This window comes from Chryseobacterium sp. SG20098 (assembly GCF_031844745.1).
GTDB lineage: Bacteria > Bacteroidota > Bacteroidia > Flavobacteriales > Weeksellaceae > Chryseobacterium > Chryseobacterium cucumeris.
Window position 1 is genome coordinate 4,814,839 of the sequence record NZ_CP134622.1, and the last position, 19,542, is coordinate 4,834,380.

The 19,542-nt window shown below is 37.1% G+C and carries 19 protein-coding genes; 12 read left to right on the top strand and 7 right to left on the bottom strand.

Annotated elements, in window-relative coordinates; genetic code table 11:
* Window positions 1-35 precede the first annotated feature (35 nt).
* Genes RHP76_RS22045 through RHP76_RS22055 form a run of 3 tightly spaced genes read right to left on the bottom strand, consistent with a single transcriptional unit; the run spans window position 36 to window position 2,511 of the window.
* Window positions 36-1,103 carry a nucleotidyltransferase domain-containing protein gene (locus tag RHP76_RS22045; RefSeq protein ID WP_311229077.1) on the bottom strand — a complete coding sequence of 356 codons (1,068 nt, stop codon included), beginning with the start codon at window positions 1,101-1,103 and terminating at the stop codon, window positions 36-38.
* 19 nt (window positions 1,104-1,122) lie between these two features.
* Entirely contained in the window at window positions 1,123-1,755 is a 633-nt protein-coding gene (locus RHP76_RS22050; protein ID WP_120233095.1) for a hypothetical protein, read from the bottom strand.
* 6 nt (window positions 1,756-1,761) lie between these two features.
* Window positions 1,762-2,511 carry a nucleotidyltransferase domain-containing protein gene (locus RHP76_RS22055; RefSeq protein WP_311229078.1) on the bottom strand — a complete coding sequence of 250 codons (750 nt, stop codon included), beginning with the start codon at window positions 2,509-2,511 and terminating at the stop codon, window positions 1,762-1,764.
* 443 nt (window positions 2,512-2,954) lie between these two features.
* On the opposite strand from RHP76_RS22055, the gene cobT reads away from it, so the two are divergent.
* From cobT to RHP76_RS22070, 3 genes are read left to right on the top strand one after another with little or no spacing between them, the layout of a single operon-like run.
* A complete protein-coding gene (cobT, locus tag RHP76_RS22060) occupies window positions 2,955-3,959 on the top strand; it encodes a nicotinate-nucleotide--dimethylbenzimidazole phosphoribosyltransferase (RefSeq protein WP_120233097.1) in 1,005 nt (334 codons plus the stop codon).
* Window positions 3,960-4,742, top strand: a complete 783-nt coding sequence (locus RHP76_RS22065) for an adenosylcobinamide-GDP ribazoletransferase (protein WP_311229079.1) — start codon at window positions 3,960-3,962, stop codon at window positions 4,740-4,742.
* Window positions 4,727-5,281 (top strand): histidine phosphatase family protein, encoded by a 555-nt coding sequence (locus tag RHP76_RS22070; RefSeq protein ID WP_311229080.1) that lies wholly within the window; start codon window positions 4,727-4,729, stop codon window positions 5,279-5,281. Before RHP76_RS22065 ends, RHP76_RS22070 begins: the two co-directional genes overlap by 16 nt.
* A 260-nt stretch (window positions 5,282-5,541) precedes the next feature.
* Here RHP76_RS22070 and RHP76_RS22075 read toward each other — a convergent pair whose 3' ends face one another.
* Both RHP76_RS22075 and RHP76_RS23505 read right to left on the bottom strand, forming a co-directional pair.
* Window positions 5,542-7,296, bottom strand: a complete 1,755-nt coding sequence (locus RHP76_RS22075) for a hypothetical protein (RefSeq protein WP_311229081.1) — start codon at window positions 7,294-7,296, stop codon at window positions 5,542-5,544.
* A 275-nt stretch (window positions 7,297-7,571) separates the two neighbouring features.
* Window positions 7,572-8,372 (bottom strand): RtcB family protein, encoded by an 801-nt coding sequence (locus RHP76_RS23505; protein WP_394360852.1) that lies wholly within the window; start codon window positions 8,370-8,372, stop codon window positions 7,572-7,574.
* Window positions 8,373-9,111: 739 nt separating this feature from the next.
* Between RHP76_RS23505 and RHP76_RS22085 the strand changes: the two genes are divergently transcribed.
* The 3 genes from RHP76_RS22085 to RHP76_RS22095 all read left to right on the top strand — a co-directional run bounded on the left by RHP76_RS22085 (window position 9,112) and on the right by RHP76_RS22095 (window position 10,780).
* Window positions 9,112-9,447: a HopJ type III effector protein gene (locus RHP76_RS22085; RefSeq protein ID WP_120233102.1), complete on the top strand. Its 336-nt coding sequence runs from the start codon at window positions 9,112-9,114 to the stop codon at window positions 9,445-9,447.
* Window positions 9,448-9,516: 69 nt separating this feature from the next.
* On the top strand, window positions 9,517-10,536 hold the full coding sequence (locus RHP76_RS22090) for a helix-turn-helix transcriptional regulator (RefSeq protein ID WP_311229083.1): 1,020 nt from the start codon (window positions 9,517-9,519) through the stop codon (window positions 10,534-10,536).
* Between the two features lie 106 nt (window positions 10,537-10,642).
* A complete protein-coding gene (locus RHP76_RS22095; RefSeq protein ID WP_167348772.1) occupies window positions 10,643-10,780 on the top strand; it encodes a hypothetical protein in 138 nt (45 codons plus the stop codon).
* A gap of 293 nt (window positions 10,781-11,073) precedes the next feature.
* Here RHP76_RS22095 and RHP76_RS22100 read toward each other — a convergent pair whose 3' ends face one another.
* Both RHP76_RS22100 and RHP76_RS22105 read right to left on the bottom strand, forming a co-directional pair.
* Window positions 11,074-12,258: a DUF1501 domain-containing protein gene (locus tag RHP76_RS22100; RefSeq protein WP_311229084.1), complete on the bottom strand. Its 1,185-nt coding sequence runs from the start codon at window positions 12,256-12,258 to the stop codon at window positions 11,074-11,076.
* A 169-nt stretch (window positions 12,259-12,427) separates the two neighbouring features.
* Window positions 12,428-13,810, bottom strand: a complete 1,383-nt coding sequence (locus RHP76_RS22105) for a DUF1800 domain-containing protein (RefSeq protein WP_311229085.1) — start codon at window positions 13,808-13,810, stop codon at window positions 12,428-12,430.
* 374 nt (window positions 13,811-14,184) lie between these two features.
* On the opposite strand from RHP76_RS22105, the gene RHP76_RS22110 reads away from it, so the two are divergent.
* The 6 genes from RHP76_RS22110 (at window position 14,185) to RHP76_RS22135 (ending at window position 19,529) form a co-directional block, all read left to right on the top strand.
* On the top strand, window positions 14,185-14,748 hold the full coding sequence (locus RHP76_RS22110) for a hypothetical protein (RefSeq protein ID WP_089693799.1): 564 nt from the start codon (window positions 14,185-14,187) through the stop codon (window positions 14,746-14,748).
* 116 nt (window positions 14,749-14,864) lie between these two features.
* Window positions 14,865-15,914: a glucokinase gene (locus tag RHP76_RS22115; protein ID WP_311229086.1), complete on the top strand. Its 1,050-nt coding sequence runs from the start codon at window positions 14,865-14,867 to the stop codon at window positions 15,912-15,914.
* Between the two features lie 142 nt (window positions 15,915-16,056).
* Window positions 16,057-16,623, top strand: a complete 567-nt coding sequence (locus RHP76_RS22120; RefSeq protein ID WP_062671305.1) for a YceI family protein — start codon at window positions 16,057-16,059, stop codon at window positions 16,621-16,623.
* A gap of 78 nt (window positions 16,624-16,701) precedes the next feature.
* Window positions 16,702-17,328 (top strand): YceI family protein, encoded by a 627-nt coding sequence (locus RHP76_RS22125; RefSeq protein WP_062671303.1) that lies wholly within the window; start codon window positions 16,702-16,704, stop codon window positions 17,326-17,328.
* A 108-nt stretch (window positions 17,329-17,436) separates the two neighbouring features.
* Window positions 17,437-18,102 (top strand): alpha/beta hydrolase, encoded by a 666-nt coding sequence (locus tag RHP76_RS22130; protein WP_288442141.1) that lies wholly within the window; start codon window positions 17,437-17,439, stop codon window positions 18,100-18,102.
* 83 nt (window positions 18,103-18,185) lie between these two features.
* Window positions 18,186-19,529 carry an ammonium transporter gene (locus tag RHP76_RS22135; protein ID WP_311229087.1) on the top strand — a complete coding sequence of 448 codons (1,344 nt, stop codon included), beginning with the start codon at window positions 18,186-18,188 and terminating at the stop codon, window positions 19,527-19,529.
* Window positions 19,530-19,542: the final 13 nt, after the last annotated feature.

A 19,542-nucleotide genomic window follows, 5' to 3' on the forward strand; every position in this document is an offset into this window, starting at 1 on the left:
CCATTCATAACTCATCATTTATAATTCATCATTCATCATTCATTATTATTGTACAGTTTTTCTCTGATATGAATTAATATTTTTGTGGTTTTCTTCAGGTCCGGAGAGTCGGGTAGAGTGGTGGTAGAATAATGACTTTCTATGGATTCTATCAGGTTTTCTGCCTTTTGCATGACGTTTTCATACGACTGGTTTCCAGCTTTGATATCTAACAGTTCATCACGGTCTTCTACACGAATTGTCAGTGACCCGGTTTTAAAAATCTGTTCACAGGACTGCAGCAGCCGGATGGTGTGCATCATATTCTTGCTGTCGTAATTCTGTCTGTGAGTCTGATTGACATTATAACGGTCTTCATTACGCTCAGCCACCCATTTCCAGTATTCCCTGTAATCTTTGCAATACACAGAATATGCATCAAGATTGCAATACAGGTAAGCAACCGGTTTTTCATCTTTAGGAACAGAGGATAGAGAAACCTGATTAGCTTCTTCATTCTGAATAACTCCTTTATATCCCAATGTTCCCGATTCATCATAAAATAAAGCATACATTCCCTTGGTATGATCAATACTTATCAATCCACATTTTTCCTGTGAGAGACCATCCTCATCCAGCCATTTTTTCAATGGGACAGAACCTTGTCCATCCAGAATAAAGCAAAAATCCAGGATTGATTTTCTTTCTTTATCAATAGGATTTACAATCTTTTTATTGAGACCTTTTGCCTTTTTAATCTGTGAAACCGCATAGCCTGCAAAAGTGTCTTTGCATAGTTTGGATAGGAAATCCTCCGTTTTCAGCAGATCCATCAGCGGATGTTTGTACAGAATACAATCCTCAGGACTTGCCAGAATTTCCAGAATATTAGGATTGTTTTTCTGAAGCAGTTCTACAAATCTTCCGATTTCATAATACGTAAGATCATTCGTCTCATTGGAAACCTGCGGAATATAGTTCAGTCCAAAGAAATCTTCCTTCGGCAGATAATATACCCCGCGGATATCCGTATCAGAATTCTCCGTTGCCAGCCCGAAAGCTCTACTTCCGGAAATGGCTTCGAAGAGGAGGAGGTTTTTGTTTTTTAGGTCTTGGATGGTCATATTAGCTAATTACAGTTTTTTAGATTAATTTGTTTGATTCTAGCTTTTTAATTAAAAAACTACGTTCTTTTTCTGAAATACTATCAAAAATGATCGTGTAACCTCCAGGGTATAATCTGGCGTGGACAAGATTCGAAATATTTTTCCAAAGAGAATGATAACGGTCCGAACATTCAGTAATGAAATCATAATCTGCAAGACCTTTTGAAATTAAACTGATATTCTTAGTATAATATCCTATGGCTGGAAGGTGTTTGTAATCTTGATACTCCTCAAAAAAAGCTTGTTGCTCTATAAAAGTTTCAAAAAATTCAAAATAAAAGATATAATCATTGCTGATATTATCTTTTATGGCAATTCTTCCATCTTCCGAAATACAAAGTCCATTGCAAATAGGGAACAGAACTTGCTCTTCACATAGAAAAGTCTTGATTGTCTTATGTTCTTTTACATTAGCAGGATTGAAAATGTGTATGATATTATCATTTATGATAAGACCAGAATACATTTCTTGAAACCTAAGGATCTCAGAGTAATTTTTGATGGAATACAAGGATAAGTAATTTTCTATCTCCTTTTTATCAATATAAAACTCCTCTTTTCGTTTTTTTCTTTTTAAAAAACTAAGAGCTCTTTCAGATAGTTGTTTCATAAGTTATTATAATTGTAATATCTCCCTAAAAACCCTCTCCATCTCCCCTTTATCCGCCTTTCCTCCTGATAAACTTTTCGATTTCTCTTCATTTTCAGCGATTGTTTTCTCCAGAAAATCAAACAGTTCCCAATCATTCGGATGGTAGTAAGATTCTCCTTTGGTTGCTTTTAAGATGACAAGATCTTCTATTTTCCATCTGGTATCATCATCTGTTAAAACAAGCAGGTCACTGAACAGTACAGGAGGAACCGTTCCTTTTTCTATGATCCATTTTCCTGTTAATGTGGTTCGTAAGCCATAAAAATAACTTTTTAATTTTACTTCATCATATCTGCAGGCTTCCAGATATTTCTTGCTCATACTCAGATAATGGTAAGAAACTGCAACCGGAGAAAAGCAGGCATCTGCCAAAGGTTTAAAGAGTTCTACAAACCTTTCATCCGCTTTATATACGATAGGAGAATAGAACCAGCTCAGTAAAGCCGCATTCGACTTCAGTAAGAGATGAAACGTCTTTCGCAGATCCCAGCCGGAACCATCCAGATCATCTTCTGTCATAAATTCTATCGTTTCATCCTTATCCCAGGGAGAAAGATACCAATCTTTGTCGTGACGGTATATAAAACGTATATCATAATCACTGTCAGGAGACGCAAAACCCCAGGCTCTGCTCCCTGATTCTACAGCAAGAAGGACTTCTACGCCCCGTGTTGCTTCTATTTCTTTTATTTTTTCAAGTATTTTCGGTGTCATTGGTATTGATTGATGGCGCAAAGTAAAGGGGGAAGTGCGCAATGTACTCGCGTAGCTTTTTTAAGTTTCGAGGTGCGGGTTTCGTGGGGATGGAGTTTAGGGTTTGAGTGTGTGAGAGTTTGAGAGTTTGAGAGTTGCGGGGTTCGGTTTGTGAGTAAGTGAATATTGCAGGCTAAAATTTTTCTGACTTTTGAAAATTGGGCGTTAAAAAAATAAATTGTGTGAACGTTAAGAAAATTCTCCTGTCTGAGTGCGACGAATATATTGATACAAAAAAGTAATAATGAATTCGCACGAGTTTAGAATTTTTAGAGAACACATTTTATTTTAGCTCAATTTTCAAGGTCTTGACCTTTTGTTTCTTTTGTGTCAAGACAAAAGAAAAAGACTCATTGAATTTTACTAATATTGCACTTTTCCATTTAACGTAACTATAAACATCCATGTTATCATCAGAATTACAGCATAAAATTGATTTTAAAACAAAACCGTTAGGCGCATTAGGGCATCTTGAACATATTGCCCACAAAATCGGAATGGTTCAGAAAACCACTTCTCCGCAGTTGCTCAACCCTCATATGGTAGTTTTTGCGGCCGATCATGGGATTGCTGCTGCAGGCGTAAGTGCTTATCCACAGGAGGTCACCTATCAGATGGTGATGAACTTCCTTGGCGGAGGTGCTGCCATTAATGTTTTTTGCAGACAGAATGGTATCAACATTAAAATTGTAGATGCAGGAGTGAATTTTGATTTCCCGGAAGGGCTGAATCTCATTGATAAAAAAGTAAGAAAATCCAGCCGTAATATTCTGGAAGAACCTGCCATGACTTTCGAAGAATATCAGCAGGCACTTAAAAATGGAAAGTCTGTGGTGAATGATATTGCTAAAAAAGGCTGCAATATCATTGGCTTTGGAGAAATGGGAATCGGGAATACTTCCGCCTCTTCTTTGATGATGAGCAAGCTCTTTGATATTCCTATTATCCATTGTATCGGACGTGGAACGGGACTGAATGATCATCAGCTTGACAATAAGATCAGTATTTTAAAAGAAGCTGTTGAAAAATACCCGGCTGAAATGACTGAGGATGAGATTGCCCAGACCTTTGGCGGATTGGAAATTGCCCAGATGATTGGAGCCATAGAAGAAGCTTATCACCACAATATTCTGATTATGGTAGATGGTTTTATCGCAACAGTTGCGGTAGCCACGGTCTGGAAAAAGAATCCTGAAGTATTGAACAACTGTATCTTCTGCCATGTAAGCAATGAAAATGCCCATCCTCAGCTGTTGGGATTAATGAGAGAACAGGCCATTCTCAATCTGAATCTGCGCCTTGGTGAAGGAACAGGCTGTGCATTGGCTTATCCGATTATTCAAAGTGCCGTTAATTTTCTGAATGAAATGTCAAGTTTCGAAGATGCAGATGTATCAAATAAAAACTAAATGAAAGCTATAAAAAATGAACTGATTTACTTTGCAACGGCACTCATGTTTTTCACGAGAATTCCGGTTCCGTTTACCATTCCGTACTCCAGCGAGATTATGAATAAATCTCAGAAATATTTTGCCTGGGTAGGCTTGATTGTAGGGCTCATCAACGCTTTGGTTCTTTATCTTTCTACACTGCTTTTTAATCTTGAAATCGGGATTGTTTTAATGATGATTTCCAATGTTTTGCTGACCGGAGCTTTTCATGAAGATGGCTTCACAGACATGTGCGACAGTTTCGGAGGCGGATATGGAAAGGAAAAAATCCTGACGATTATGAAAGACAGCCGGGTAGGAGCATATGGTACAATAGGGATCATTTTGCTTTTTGCTTTAAAATTTTATAGTATTCAGGCCTTAGGAATGAGTAATCCGGTGGGCGTTTTACTCATTGTTATTTTAGGGCATACGGTAAGCCGTTTTATTGCAGGAACGATGATCTATACTCACCAGTATGTTACGGATATCGATGTCAGTAAGTCAAAGCCTCTGGCCAATAAACCATTGGATGGAATGGCTTTGCTGGTAAGTTTCATCAGTGTTTTAGCCACTTTTGCCCTGTTTCCGGACTGGCGTTTGATTTTTGCTTTTGCGCTCGCTTATTTAGGAAAAATATATATGGGCTGGTATTTTAAAAAACATATCGGAGGGTATACAGGTGATTGTCTGGGATCGGTACAGCAGGTTTGTGAAGTTTTATTTTATTTAGGAACAATCATCGTATGGAAATTCATTTGATCCGTCATACTGCTGTGGACAATCCTGAAAACCTGTGTTATGGTTTTGCTGAAATGCCTTTACGGAAAGAGTGTATCGAAGATTTTAAATTGTTGGATATTGACAGTCATTATGATGTAATTGTTTCAAGTCCTTCTGAGCGATGCCGTATTTTGGCTGATTATTTTAAATTTGAATACCAAACAGATGAAAGACTTCGCGAAATGAATTTCGGGAACTGGGAATTAAAAAAATGGACGGATATTCCAGAAGAAGAAATCAATCCGTGGTACAAAGATTTTGTCAGTGTAAAAGCCTCGGGTGGTGAAAATCTTCTCGAAATGCAAACCCGCGTTCTCAGCTTCTGGAATGAATTTATTCAGAGAAAAGATCTGAAAAAAGCACTTATAGTTACGCATGCCGGAGTTATTCGTCTGATCCTTCAGGCGGTACTTCAGTTCCCATTGGAGAATATGTTTACTATTCAGATTGATTATGGAAGGAAAGTGATCATTCATGTGAATGAAGGAGTTTTTTCTGTGAAAAAGGTGAATGTATAATTACCATAAAGGCTTGTATTCAATAGGAACGGACTTTAGTCCGTTTGTTAAAGATTAGTTTGTAGGCCGAATTCCTGTAAAAAACATACACAGAAATAGTACAATCCCGACTATTCTCCCAACTGAAGACGTGAAAATTCCCCTCCCTCGGAGGGGTGGCGAAAATTCAAAGAATTTTTGACGGGGTGGTTCTCAACGTTTACCTAACCAAACCGCCACGAAAAAACGCCACCCGATACCATCAGATGACGCCATAGAATTTATTTAAAAATTCTGATAAAACTATCTTTTTCCAGGTTTTCCAGTGAGAAATCAAAATCAGCTTCCGCTTTTTCTGTGGTAATCTCACCGCCAAGCTCTTTGATAAGCTCATTGAAAGACATCGCTTCATACCATTGCTGGTATAATGCATTTGTTGCCATTGCAGAAATCTGGCTATTTCCTGAAACATGCGAATGTCCGGCTCCGAAATTCAACAGTACGAAACATTGCTTTTCATTCTTCGCTACAAGCATTCCCAGAATCATTTGCTTCTGAACAGAATTACATCTGGCTTCAGCAAAGAGGTGATTAGGATTCATCATATAATCGTAAGAAATATCATCCCCTTTTCCGATCACAATTTTATATCCGCAGTTCGCATCTCCGCTGAAAACGTTGTTCATAACAAGGGTTGGTTCACAAAGGCCTTTATTGGCATAAAGATATTCAACAGCGCCATTAGGAGCAGAAGTCATATCTCCGGAGTACATCAACTGTCCGTTACCATGATTATAAGCGGCATTCCAACCAATTTTTCCTGCGATGTTCAATCCGGAAAGATCAAGGTCATTGGCACCCCACTGATCTTCCCAATAAATACCTACAGCCAGTCTATCCGCATAAAAACGGGTTCCGGTAGGAATATTTCCAACAAACATCTTTTCAGAAGTTGGCAATGCGAATTCTATATTCTCAGGGAAATAGAATTTCTTTCCGGATAGGTTTTCATACTTCAGTTTTAAAAAGTCCAGAATGAAATCATAATTGAACTGATTCACGTAAGTTTCCTTACCTTTTTTAGTCCATGATTTTCCGTTTCGGATTCTGTAGACAAAGGTATCCTGACCATACATTCTGGAGTAACATGCTGATAATGCTTTGAATAATGCAAACGGTGTCGCATTTTCCAGCCAGTGCCAATCGCTGTTTTCCAATAGAGTATTTGTAGCGTCATTCAATGGGTTTGAAATCAATGGTTTATGATGAACCTTAGATAACTTTGATATTTTGTTGATCGCTTTGGGCGCTCTGTTTTTATAAGCCAGAAATAACGGCTTGAATCTGTTGAAAATTTCCGCCATTTTTTCCAATCCAAAACTTTCAAACAAATATGTTGGATTAAAATTACTCTGCTTGATTAAATTAATCAAATCATCATTTTTGATTAAAAGCGTAGTGTTCGTCGTTTTATAAATAACATAACGGAAAAACTCAACGGGATTTTCAGGATAGATATCATATAGATCAGCAATTTTTATAACCGCTTCTTTATTTCTGATGTTTTCTTTTCCGGTAAAATCATATTCCAGCTCCGTATGTAAAATAGAAAGCAAATCATCAATGGTTTCTTCTTTTAAAGCAATTCCTGATCTTAAAAGAGCAAGACATTTTTCCTGCATTTCTTCTACAGAGTAGGCTTTGACTACTTTAAAAACCAGCTTCATATCAGGAACATTCAAAATTTCATTGGGAATATAGATTTCACTTTGAAAATCGCTTCCATAGGTTGAAATATAATGAGTGATCTGTTCAAAAAATAAATCAATTCTGGAAGTGTTCTTTATTTTCTCCCAGGATTTATGAAAGGTTTTATTCAAATCATTACCATTCAGCTTTTCCTTTGCATAATAAGAAATGATCTCATTTTTTGCCCATAGAGCATCCGGTTCAATGATGAAACCATCATTAGAAATAAATGGCTTTTCATCAGATTTTCTGGCCAGTACAGCATTGAATAATTGTAGTGTTTTCATTGTTTTAAGTTTAAAAAATAAGTGAGGAGTAGATTCATTAAAAGTGAAGGGTATAGGAACTCCTTTTACCTATAGTTTATAAAAAGCGGGGAGTATTTTTCCAAAAAATATAGGAACTCCGTTTGCCTTGTAATTTGTAAAAAGGCGGAAAGTAAATCTGGAAATATAGGAACTTTCTTTGCCTTGAATTTTTTAGTGCTTTGAAATTTGGTTTATTGTTTTTATTCAACCTAACGGGTTTCTAAAACCCGTTAGGTTTGAACATACTATTAAAATTATGCTTTTCTGAATTTCTTTTTTTTCTTCCATGGAGCATTCTTCTGAACATCTCCGGCCATAATACATCCGTAAGGCATCACTTCATCCAGAACTTCACAAAGTCCGTATTCTTCTATCTGTGCTCTTACATTCTTCGCACTTTTATAAGCGCTTGGAAGTTCAGAAATATCAATCTCATTAGAGTAGAAACGGATATCCAATCCTGCTGTTTCCTCATTGAAGATTTCCTCGGTCGTTTTATGAGCTAAAGATTTTTTATGCTGGCTTCTGCTGAAATTTCTTCCTGCTCCGTGCGGTGCAAAACCTAAGTTTCTTTCATTCGTTTTTCCCTGAACAATCAATACCGGTTCGGCCATATTCAACGGAATCAGTCTAGGTCCGGTGATATCAGGCATGAATTTATCATCCAGCGGAGTAGCTCCTTTCGCGTGATAGAACAGGTCTCCATCTTTGAAAACGAAGTTATGTTCGTTCCAATATCTGTTTTCCTTCTCCGTTTCCAGCTTATTCAGCACGGCATCATGAAGGGAAGTATGGTTTTCTTTTGTCCATTGTCTTATTAATTGAAGTGCTTTCCAATACGATTTACCTTCATCTGTATCATAAGGAATCCATGCATTTTCTCTTAAAGTTTCAGGAGAGATTTCCTGTCTGAAACGGTTGGCAACCTTCATTCCTTTATCATATAAAGCAGCACCCGGAGCTCTTGATCCGTGATGGGTTACCATCATGGTATTTCCAGTATTTTTAGAAATTCCGACAAAAAGGAAGTGGTTTCCGTCTCCCTGAGTTCCCATATGAGAACGGGCAATGCTGATCAGTTTTTCATCCTGTAAGAATTCATTTTCTCTGAAAGCATCCATCAGTTCCTGAGACATCGGCATCTGTTCTCCTCTTGCTCTTCCTCCGTATCCGAAATGAGTGACAGAATGTGCTGCATCCAAAACCTCTTTAGGATTTGTTTTTCCAAAATCCGTCAGCATCACAGAACAACAGATATCCGCACTATGGAATCCCGGGTGAATAGCATTTTTTGCCACGACCACACCTCCAACGGGAATCTGACCTTCAGGACCTGTAGGGCAGGCGTCCGGCATTAAAGCTCCGCCAATCAGAGTGGGAGTTTTCATCAGAACTTTCATGGTTTTGATTACTTTTTCCACATTATCATTCTCACTTTCGTGCTCTGCACGTATATTGATTATAAAATCTTTAGCTGTTTCATGAAGCGGAATAAGATCTGGCTGTTTGAACTGTATCAGATATTCTGCGATCTGATGTTCATCCAACTTATTCTCGTTGATATAGGTAATGGCATCTTTAAACCATTTTGCCGGTCTATATCCTAATTCGATTAAATGATTTCCATTAAATTCCATTTTGTTTCATTTTGATGATGCAAAGTAATATCATTATTGCGCAATAGTTTTGCGTAGATAAAGAAATTTTAATTATTTTTACAAAAATTAATTAAAAAGACGAAAAAGCCCAGTGGCAGACTCGTAAAAATAGTATAAAATTAAAAAAACAAGGCTCATGGTATTATTAGAACAATTAAAACATTTCCCGGAAACGATTCAGTTTAATGATGTGATCGCTCATATTGATGAACATTATGAATTTACTCCTACTGCCTTTCAAAACGGAGATACAACCAATCAGGCCGGACAGAACAATGGTTCGTGCAAGGTTTTCAGCTTTGCAAGTATTCAGGATCTGACGAAAGAACAAACCCTCTGGCTTTTTGGTGAGTTCTACAGAGAAGATGTTTTGAAAAATCCTGAAGGAACTGACCACCAAAATATCCGAAACTTTATGAAATTCGGCTGGGAAGGGATTACTTTTGACGAAAATGCTTTGAGAGAGAAATAATTTTCAGGAAAAGAGCAGAAATAAAAGCAGATTGCTATTAAAAAAACACCAATCATTAAACACTAAGGTATGTCATCCAATAAAAATGCTCTGATCCGGTATAAAACATTAGATAAATGTCTTAAAAACAAATACAGAAAGTATACGCTGGAGGATCTTATTGACGAATGTTCAGAAGCATTGTTTGAATTTGAGGGAAAAGAATCTTATGTAAGTAAAAGGACTGTTCAGCTTGATCTTCAGAATATGCGGAGTGAAAAATTCGGATATGAAGCCCCTATTGAAGTTTACGAAAGAAAATACTATCGTTACAGTGATCCGGAATACAGTATTCATAATATTTCTGTGAATGAAAGTGATCTGAAGGCGATGAATAATGCGGTTCAGATTTTAAAACAGTTCAAGGATTTTTCCATGTTCAAGGAGATGAATGGGGTTATTCAGAAACTTGAAGATTCTATTCATGCCACCAGCCAGAAATCCATTATCCATCTGGATAAAAATGAACAGTTGAAAGGATTGGAACATATTGATATTCTGTACGAAAGTATTGCTAATAAAAAAGTGTTGAAGATCCTTTACAAAAGTTTTACGGCAAGGGAATCCAATATCTTTACAGTACATCCGCAGCTGTTGAAAGAGTTCAACAACCGTTGGTTTTTGATCTGTCTTTACAAACAAAAAATGTACAATCTGGCACTGGACAGAATGGAAAGTATCGAAACAGATGATAGTCTTCTCTATATTGACAAGGATCTGGATGGAGATGAATATTTTAAAGATATTGTAGGAGTAACTGTTGCAGAGTCAATGGACCCCAGAAATGTGGTCTTTTGGGTAGATTCGGGAAATGCTCCCTATGTGAAAACAAAACCACTGCATAAAAGTCAGGAGATCCTAAAGGAAGACCGTGACGGCACGCTGTTTAAAATATGTGTGCAGATCAATTTTGAGCTGGAAAGACTCTTGCTTGGGTTCGGAGAATCTCTGATTGTACATAAGCCCAAAAAACTACGGTTGAAAATGGAGGAAAAGTTCAGGGCAGGCAGTAAAAATTATCAGAATCTGATTGTTCCTGAGGAAAACTAAATTAGTTTAAAGGTTCCATTTACAAGGCTTTGTTGAAGTTAATTTATTTTCATAATTTATCTTGGCTTGGAAATTGTAGTATTAACTTAACAATACCAAATTAATTATGAAATCAAGAATATTTAAAGCATTAATTGCAATTATAGCACCGCTGGCGATAGAGTATATCGTAAAAAAAATATCTGAGAAGATAGATAAAAAACAAGAAGAGAAAGAGAACGAAAAAAAGCAGATTACGGCTTAAACGTAAAAGTAGTTTAAATTTGAAATTATTGAAAAGAGACTGTCATAACAAGGTACAGTCTCTTTTTTTGTTGTTAATGGATCTTTTTAATGAGTGCTGAAGACCACCCCGTCAAAAATTCTTTGAATTTTCGCCACCCCTCCGGAGGATGGGAATTTTTACGTCTTCAGTTGGTGTATTGGACAGGATTGTTTTTGTACTCCTTATAGCAAAGGCTGAGTTTCTATGGAATGACAAATTGTGTGGATACATCACCATTCCAATTGTGTCATTCCGTAGGAATCTCGGTTTCCTTACACAAAGTCATAGATCCCGTCTTTCCATCCCAATACTTTGGAAGAGTCCGCTTTAAGCCAGTTTTTCAGAATTGTTGCATATACTTTTCTGAAATCCTCTTTATAAATAAGATCGCCATCATTCAGATTCTGCAGATCAGGAAGTGTATTTAACAGTCCTTTTTTCTTAAGGTTTCCGCTGATAAAGAACATTTGATTGGCAGTTCCGTGATCGGTTCCGTTGCTGGCATTCTGTGCCACACGACGGCCAAACTCTGAGAATGTCATGAGCAGTATATTTTTAAAGAGTCCGTTGCTTTTCATATCTGCAACAAATGATTTTACCGACTCGTTGATATCATCAAATAACTTTTTCTGTCTGTCATTCTGATTGACATGCGTATCAAAACTTCCTACAGAAAGATAGTACACCTGAGTATTGATGTCTGATTTTATCAAAGAAGCAACCGTTTTAAAATCTTTCCCTAACTGGGAATTGGGGTAAACCTGCTCTGTTTTTTTAGCTTTGCTTTTTTCAAAAATATAATCAGCATTGTTGATGGTAGAGCCTAAAGTCTGATAGAGATAAGACACCGTTTCATCATCATGATGATGGTCGTAGAGAGATTTAAAATACTTTTCCTGACTGGTTTGATACAGTCTTTTGGGATCTTTAAAGGCAAAAGCTTTATTATTTTCCCCTTTTAAAGCAAGGCTTAGCATATCATCTACTTCCAGTGCCTGGGTAGGATGCTCACAGCGATAACATTCTTCGTCCAGAAAACGTCCCAGCCAGCCTGTTTCCAGAAACTGATCACTTCTGCTTGCCGACTGCCAGATATCCATGCTTCGGAAATGGGATTTATCCGGGTTGGGATATCCTACGTTATTCATCACAGACAGCTCTCCGTTATCAAAAAGTTCTTTAAAATAGGAGAGTGACGGATTAATTCCAGCCTCATCTGTAAGCGGTATAGAGTCCTGAATAGCCAATGTCTTCCTTTCCCTGAAATAAATATCGTTTTTGGCCGGAATAATGGTATTCAAACCATCATTTCCTCCCGTAAACTGAAGGACTACCAGAATGTTCTGACCAGGATTCAGCGCTTCATCCAGCGTCATCGCTTTTAAGAAATTAGGCATCAGCATAGAAGCAGTTGCCAGTGAGCTTATTTTGAGGAATTCTCTTCTTTTGATTAGCATAATTTTGTTTTTAGGGGTTAAGATGGCAGGTGGCAGATGACAGGTTGCAGGTTGTAAATTATAGGGCTGGACCGCATTTTATTTTTATAGCAGTGAAAACTAAATCAGGGAGGAGCCAAGTTCTACTGCGACAGCTATTACCTGCTGCCTGCAACTTAAAACCTCCTACCTAACATAACTGATATTCCGGAGTAGACATCAGGTTGATGACAGTCATTTTTATACTCTTGTCTGAAAAATTACTTACAGAGTTCATATCGAGGCTTTGGGTATTCTGCAGAAGATAATCTTCACAGTTTTTATAGGCGAAAAGCTTTTCAATACGATCCCAGTCGATGGTGATATTCGGGTTTTTAAAGCTTTTATTTAATGCTGTTTCACGGGATTTCATTCCCATATCAATATCATCATCCTGCCGTGGGCTGTATTCCAAAGGGCGGAGTCCGGACCAGATCTGCGGAACCTGAAGCCTGAGCATTAAAGTAGAGCTGTCAATCCATGATTTTCCATTTGGCCATCCCGCTACATTGGGTGGATAAAGGAGCATTTGTCCCAATAATTTCTGATAAACGATGAGGTTTTCAGGGTTCTGAATATGCATTGGAAGGATTCGCATGATTCCTGCCATCAGTTCTATAGGTGATTTTATCCTGTTTCCGATATTCTTCTGATCATAAAACCATGTGCTTGAAAATATCTCAGTCATCAGCTTTTTGATGTCATATCCTGAATGGTAGAAATTGGCGCTGAGTTGATTAACAATCTCCTGGTCCGGTTTTTCATTGACGAAGAATTTATAAATCTTTGTCGTAATAAATTGTGCTGTAGTTTTCTGTTCCAGAATAATATTGAGCACATCATTTCCGTCAAAGTTGCCTGTTTTTCCTAAAAAAGTTTTGCTGCCTTCATCATGGAGATTTTTTCTTTCTTTAAAATTCCCTTCTTTATCATAACTCCATCCTGTAAAAGCTCTGGCACCTTCTCTTACATCTTTTTCAGTGTAATTTCCTCTCCCCATGGTAAACAGTTCCATCACTTCACGGGCAAAATTCTCATTAGGATGGTCTTTTTTATTCTGTTGATTATTCAGAAAATTCAACATGGCAGGCGACTGGCTTACTTCAAAAAGCAGATCTTTGAAATTGCCCAGTGCATTTTTTCTTATCGTATTTAAAAGCTGTTTGTTGAACCTTGGATTTTGTACTCTTGATGCAAAATGCCCATGCCAGAAAAACGCCATTTTTTCCCTCATCTGTTCCTTACTGTTAACGATGGAGTTTAGAAAATTCAGGTTCAGTTCGTTATTTTGTTCCCTGTTGATCCGCTGCATTTCTTTTTTCTTTTCTGCAGGAGCTGTACTGTTCATATAGTCTGCCACAGAAACAGGATCAGGAGTGTCATAAGTGATTTCGCTGAAGTTTTCTTCTTTAAATAATTCATTCATCAGCGTTTTAATGTTTTTATTTTTCAAACCATCAATTTGATTAATGCTAACACCAAAACCTGCCCGCCAAAGAAGATGCTTGTTTTTTAATAATGAATCAGCCATCATGGAGAATTTATTTTTTGATGTATTTTGAACAAAAAGGTTAAAATAACAACGGGTTAAGCATTGTTAATATTGTTGTATTAGACTGGAAGCTGGTAGTAGGAGGCAATAGGCAGGAAGTTTTAGATCGTAGAAATAGAGTTGATTTTATGAATTATATTTCTTCCAGTATCCGGCTTCCTTTCTTCCATCCTTTAATTCACTTTTTAACTATCATTTTTTGATAAATTTTGTTAAACAATTATTTAAATTTTGTTAAAATTAATATATTGATAGTCATTGTTTTATGTTTTTTTTGAATGTTAAAATACAATAAAAACCCTTGCTTGGCATGATTTTTACATCCTCTTGTTTAGTAAAATTTAAAAATTAGAGTTATGAAAATGTTTAAACAAGCAATAGTACTGGCTGGTATTTTAACAGCGGGTATCGCAAGCGCCCAAAGTGCTCAAATGAACAATATGATCAAGGTAGGTGCAAATGTTGGTTTAGCAGTTCCCGCAGATAATCTTTCCGCTGCAGTAGGAGTGGATGTAGCGTACCAGAATCTGATTACCCCAGGGTTTGGATTAGGTATTGCATCAGGATATACTCACTATTTTGGAAAAGAGAACAACGGATATAAAAACAATGATGTAGGAGTAGTTCCTGTAGCAGCTTTAATCAGAATTTATCCAAAACAAACCGGTTTCTATTTCGGAACTGACTTAGGATACGGATTCCTTGTTGGTGATAAAGCAGTGGCGTCAAACACCAATGTTGAAAGAGCTAGCGGAGGTTTCTACCTTAAGCCGGAGATCGGATACCACAACAGAGACTGGAATTTCTTCGTACAATACCAAAAGGTTTTTGTAGGAACCAAGGGAGATTTGCCAGGTCAGGACTATAATGTGGGGAATATCGGAGTAGGATTCGGTTACAATATTCCATTAGGAAAGTAGTTAGATTTAATATATAAACAATTATTAACCAAAACCTTTTCACGAAAGTGGAAAGGTTTTTTTGTTCTGTGCAGGATTTACAAAAACAATTATTATATTTGGTAAAATTTGAGGTTATGATTCTGAATCCAAAATTTCCACTTTATTTACCAGGAGTAGAGAACAGTAATAATGATAGTGTTTCTATCATTGGAGCAAGTCTCCGTGAAGATATAACAATCTTAGGCTATTTTGTTTCCGGGAACGGAGGTCTTGAGATAAAAGTAGAAAATACATATGCAACCAAAGAATATGCTTCCTTTTCAGATATTTTAAAGAAGTTTATTCAGGATAATCAGCTTGAAAATGTAAAACGTCTGGGAATGGCTGTGCCAGGTCCTGTATTGGACGGGAAAAGCAGTCCGGCAAGATTAGGTTGGCATTTAGATATTGCCGAGTATACACGCGATTTCGGGTTTGAAAAAGTAGAAATGCTGAATGACCTGGAAGCTTCTGCCTATGGAATGGCTCTTCTTGAAGATAACCATCTTGAAGCCATTTATACCAGCGGACATCTTGAAAAAGGAAATGTGGCGGTTCTTGCTCCCGGAAACGGATTAGGAGAAGCCGGCTATTTCTTTGACGGAAAATACCTGAGACCTTTCGCAACAGAGGGAGGGCACTCAGAATTTTCACCAAGAACCAACGTAGAAGTTGAATTTTACCAGTTCTTAAATAATATCTATGGTATTGTAAGCTGGGAAAATGTATTATCCAAGTCAGGACTATTCAATATTTACAGATTCCTGAGAGATGTGAAAAGACACCCGGAACCGGAATGGTTAGGAGAACGTCTTGCGCAGGGGAATTTTGTGGAAGAACTTTATAAAGCTGCTGTAGAGGAAAATGTTTTGATCTGCAAAATTGCTTTAGATACTTTCCTTGAGTTCCTGGCAAGAGAGGCCAATAACTTAACATTAAAATTAAAAGCTACCGGAGGATTACTGATTGCCGGAGATATTCCACAGATGATCGCAGAATATATTGATAAGGCGAAATTCTATGAGAAATTCAAGATCAGTGATAAAATGGAGGAAATGCTTAAAAATATTCCCATCTATCTGGTCAAGCAAAATCACACAGCATTAAATGGTATAGCACTTTACACCGCTTACTATCAGCTATAAAATAAAACTCCGAAAAAATTCGGAGTTTTTTTATGGAATGATATTATTCATGAAAATAATAAATTTTATTGATATACATCAATGAAATCTATTGAATAAGATACTTACATTTGCATCATTAATAAGTAAATAACTCTATTCAATGAAAAAAATATTTTTATTAGCAGTTTTAGCTGGTGGTTTAGCTTTCGGACAGTCAAAAAAAGTAGTAGCATCTGATGTACACTGGTGGGGATACAAAGTAGCAAAATCTGAGGCCAGTTCTCACGACGGTACTGTAAAAGTGAAGTCAGGAGATATGGTAATGAAAGGAAACCAATTGGTAGGCGGAAGCTTCGTATTGGATATGACTTCTATTACTTCTACTGATCTTACAGGAGAATATCAGCAGAAATTAAACGGGCATCTTAAGAACGGGGACTTTTTTGAAGTTGAAAAATATCCTACAGCAAGCTTCAAAATTACAGGAGTAAAGAAAAACAATGATAAAGTTTACAATTCTCTTGTAACAGGAAACCTTACTGTAAAAGGAAAAACAAGCCCAATCTCTTTCCCTGCTAAGATTTCTTACAGCAAAGGAGTAGTAAGTTTAGTATCCAACAAATTCTCTTTCGACAGACAAAAATTTGACGTAGCTTACAAGTCTACGATGCAGGATGTTTTTGTGAAAGATGATATTGATATGCTTGTAAAGGTAACTGCTCAATAAATTAATCAAAAAAAGATTATTAAAAGTGTAGAAGTTCTACACTTTTTTTTATTTTTGTTGAATTGTAAATAAAAAAGAATGAAAAGATTACTATTGTTTGCTATGGTGTGCGCAAGCATGTCATTTGTTTCTGCCCAGAAGAAATTTGATAAAGTTTCAAAAGTGACTTCATCAGAGATCAGATGGTGGGGGTATAAGGTGGTAAAAACCGAAGAAACTTCCCATTCAGGAACAGTAAAGCTGAAAAGTGGAAAATTTAACTTTGACCATACGGTCCTGGTGGATGGAGAGTTTATTATTGATATGAGAAGTATGATGGCGGGAGATGTTTCTGATGAGGATCAGATCAAGCTTACCAACGATCTGAAGAGCTCAAACTTCTTTGAAGTGAAAAAATTCCCTATTGCGAAATTCCATTTGACTAAAATTATTCCTTTAGCAAACAGTGAATACAATTCTACAGTATACGGTGACCTTACTCTTAAAGGGGTGAGAAAAACAATCTCTTTCCCTGCGAATGTTTACGTTACTCAGTTTACAACATCTATTGAATCTGCTAAGTTCTCCCTGAATAGAAGAGACTTTAAAGTATTCTATCAGTCTTCATTGAAAGATTATTTCATTAAGAACGAAATGGATATTCAGTTTAAAGTTTCCACAGAAATGCTGGATAATGAGAATAGAGTACCGAAAAAGAAAAAGTAAAATATATTCTATTAATACAGAAGAGCAGTTCGTGAGAATTGCTCTTTTTTAATGCTGTTAAATCAGGAGGCTCATCCTTTATTTCCTTATTTTTTATAAATTAGTGGTATGAAAATTTATATCGTAAGCGGTCTGGGAGCAGACTTTAAAGTCCTTGAAAGAATAGAGTTTCCCAAACACTGTGAATTGATTTTTATAGACTGGCTTATTCCCGAAAAAAATGAGCCTTTCGATGCTTATGTCAAAAGAATGGCAGAGAAAGTGGATGATTCAGAACCATTCTGCCTGTTGGGGTATTCTTTCGGAGGAATCATTGTTCAGGAGATTAATCAATTGAAACCTGCAGAAAAGGTGGTGATCCTTGGAAGTATAAAATCCGATAAGGAAAAATCCAGATTCATAAAGACAGGTGAGCTTACCAAAATCCCAAGAATACTTCCGGTAGGTTTATTCAATGACAAAGCGGCCAATGTATATGCTGTTGTCCGAAAGCTTTTTGACCCTAAAAATCCTAAACTTCTTCAATATTTTAAAGTAAGAGATCCTTATTACCTCAAATGGTCCGTAGAAAAAGTTTCCGAATGGAAATTTGAAGAGAATCCCAATGTCATTCAGATATTAGGTGATAAAGACATTGTTTTTCCCATCCGCTATTCAAATCCGAATTATGTGGTAAAAGGAGGAACACATCTTTTTCCGGCCACTAAATCCAAAGAAGTTTCCAAAATACTGTCAGAGATTTTTTCTGAAAAAATTGAAAGAGTTCCAGATTGAATATTTTTTTAGGGGTGTTTGATTTAAAAATGTAGTTTTTATGGAATTTATATTTAAATTTGATAGGGTTAAATATAAATTTTATGAAAGTAGGATTAAAATGGATCATTTCATTCTCTGTTATCGCAATCGTTGCCATTGGTGGTTTATTCTGGAATCCGGCTGCCGATATTCCTGATACAAGGGAATTCTTAAGTGAAGATAAAATTGTCGGCGCTGATGTTGCCTGGATTCTGGCCGCGGCAGGACTTGTTTTGCTCATGACACCAGGGCTTTCCTTTTTTTACGGAGGAATGGTCGGGAGAAAAAATGTAATTTCTACCATGCTGCAGAGTTTTATTGCCTTAGGCGTTATCTCCATGGTGTGGGTAGTCGTAGGCTTTTCTTTATCTTTCGGTGAATCTATCGGGATTACAATAGCCGGAAAGCATTACGGTATCATTGGAAATCCGCTCAGTTATCCCTTTTTTAGCGGGGTAGGAAATCTACCTCATAAACTGATGGCTCCCACGATTCCTTTCATTCTTTTTGCCTTGTTTCAGATGAAATTTGCCGTTATTACTCCGGCAATTATTACCGGATCTTTTGCAGAAAGGGTTCGTTTTATATCTTATTTATTGTTCATTGTTCTTTTCAGTATATTTATTTATACGCCGCTTTGTCATATGGTGTGGCATCCTGATGGTCTTTTAAACAAATATTTCGGGGTAAAAGACTTTGCAGGAGGAACTGTTGTGCATATGAGTGCCGGTTTTGCTGCGCTTGCCGGAGCTTTGGTGGTAGGAAACCGGAAGAATCCTCATCATGAGCCGTCCAATATTCCGTATGTGCTTCTGGGAACAGGAATGCTGTGGTTCGGATGGTTCGGATTTAATGCCGGATCTGCTTTGAGTGCTTCTGCGTCTGCGGCTACCGCTTTTGGAACAACTACCATAGCATCTGCTTCGGCGATGATGACCTGGATCTTTTTTGACAGAATCAATGGGAGAAGTGTTTCTGCTTTGGGAGCGTGCATAGGAGCAGTGGTAGGTTTGGTGGCCATTACTCCCGGATGTGGTTTTGTAAACATTCAGGAGAGTCTTTTTATAGGATTTATCACAGCAATCGTTTCCAATCTGATGGTGAACTGGAAGGTTTTAAAGAAAGTAGATGATACGCTTGATGTTTTTGCCTGCCATGGAGTAGGAGGGATTATGGGAATGATTCTTACCGCCATTTTTGCTCATGGTGAAAAAGCAAGTCTGCTTCATGGTGGAATTGATGTTTTTCTTCATCATATGGCAGCCCTTGTTTTGGTTTCTGTTTTTACTTTTTTAGGTTCATTAATTTTATATAAACTTACAGATTCCATGATCACATTAAGAGTTTCTGAAGAGTCTGAAAATAAAGGGCTTGATCTTTCGCAGCATGAAGAATGCCTGCAATAGCTTTTATATTGTG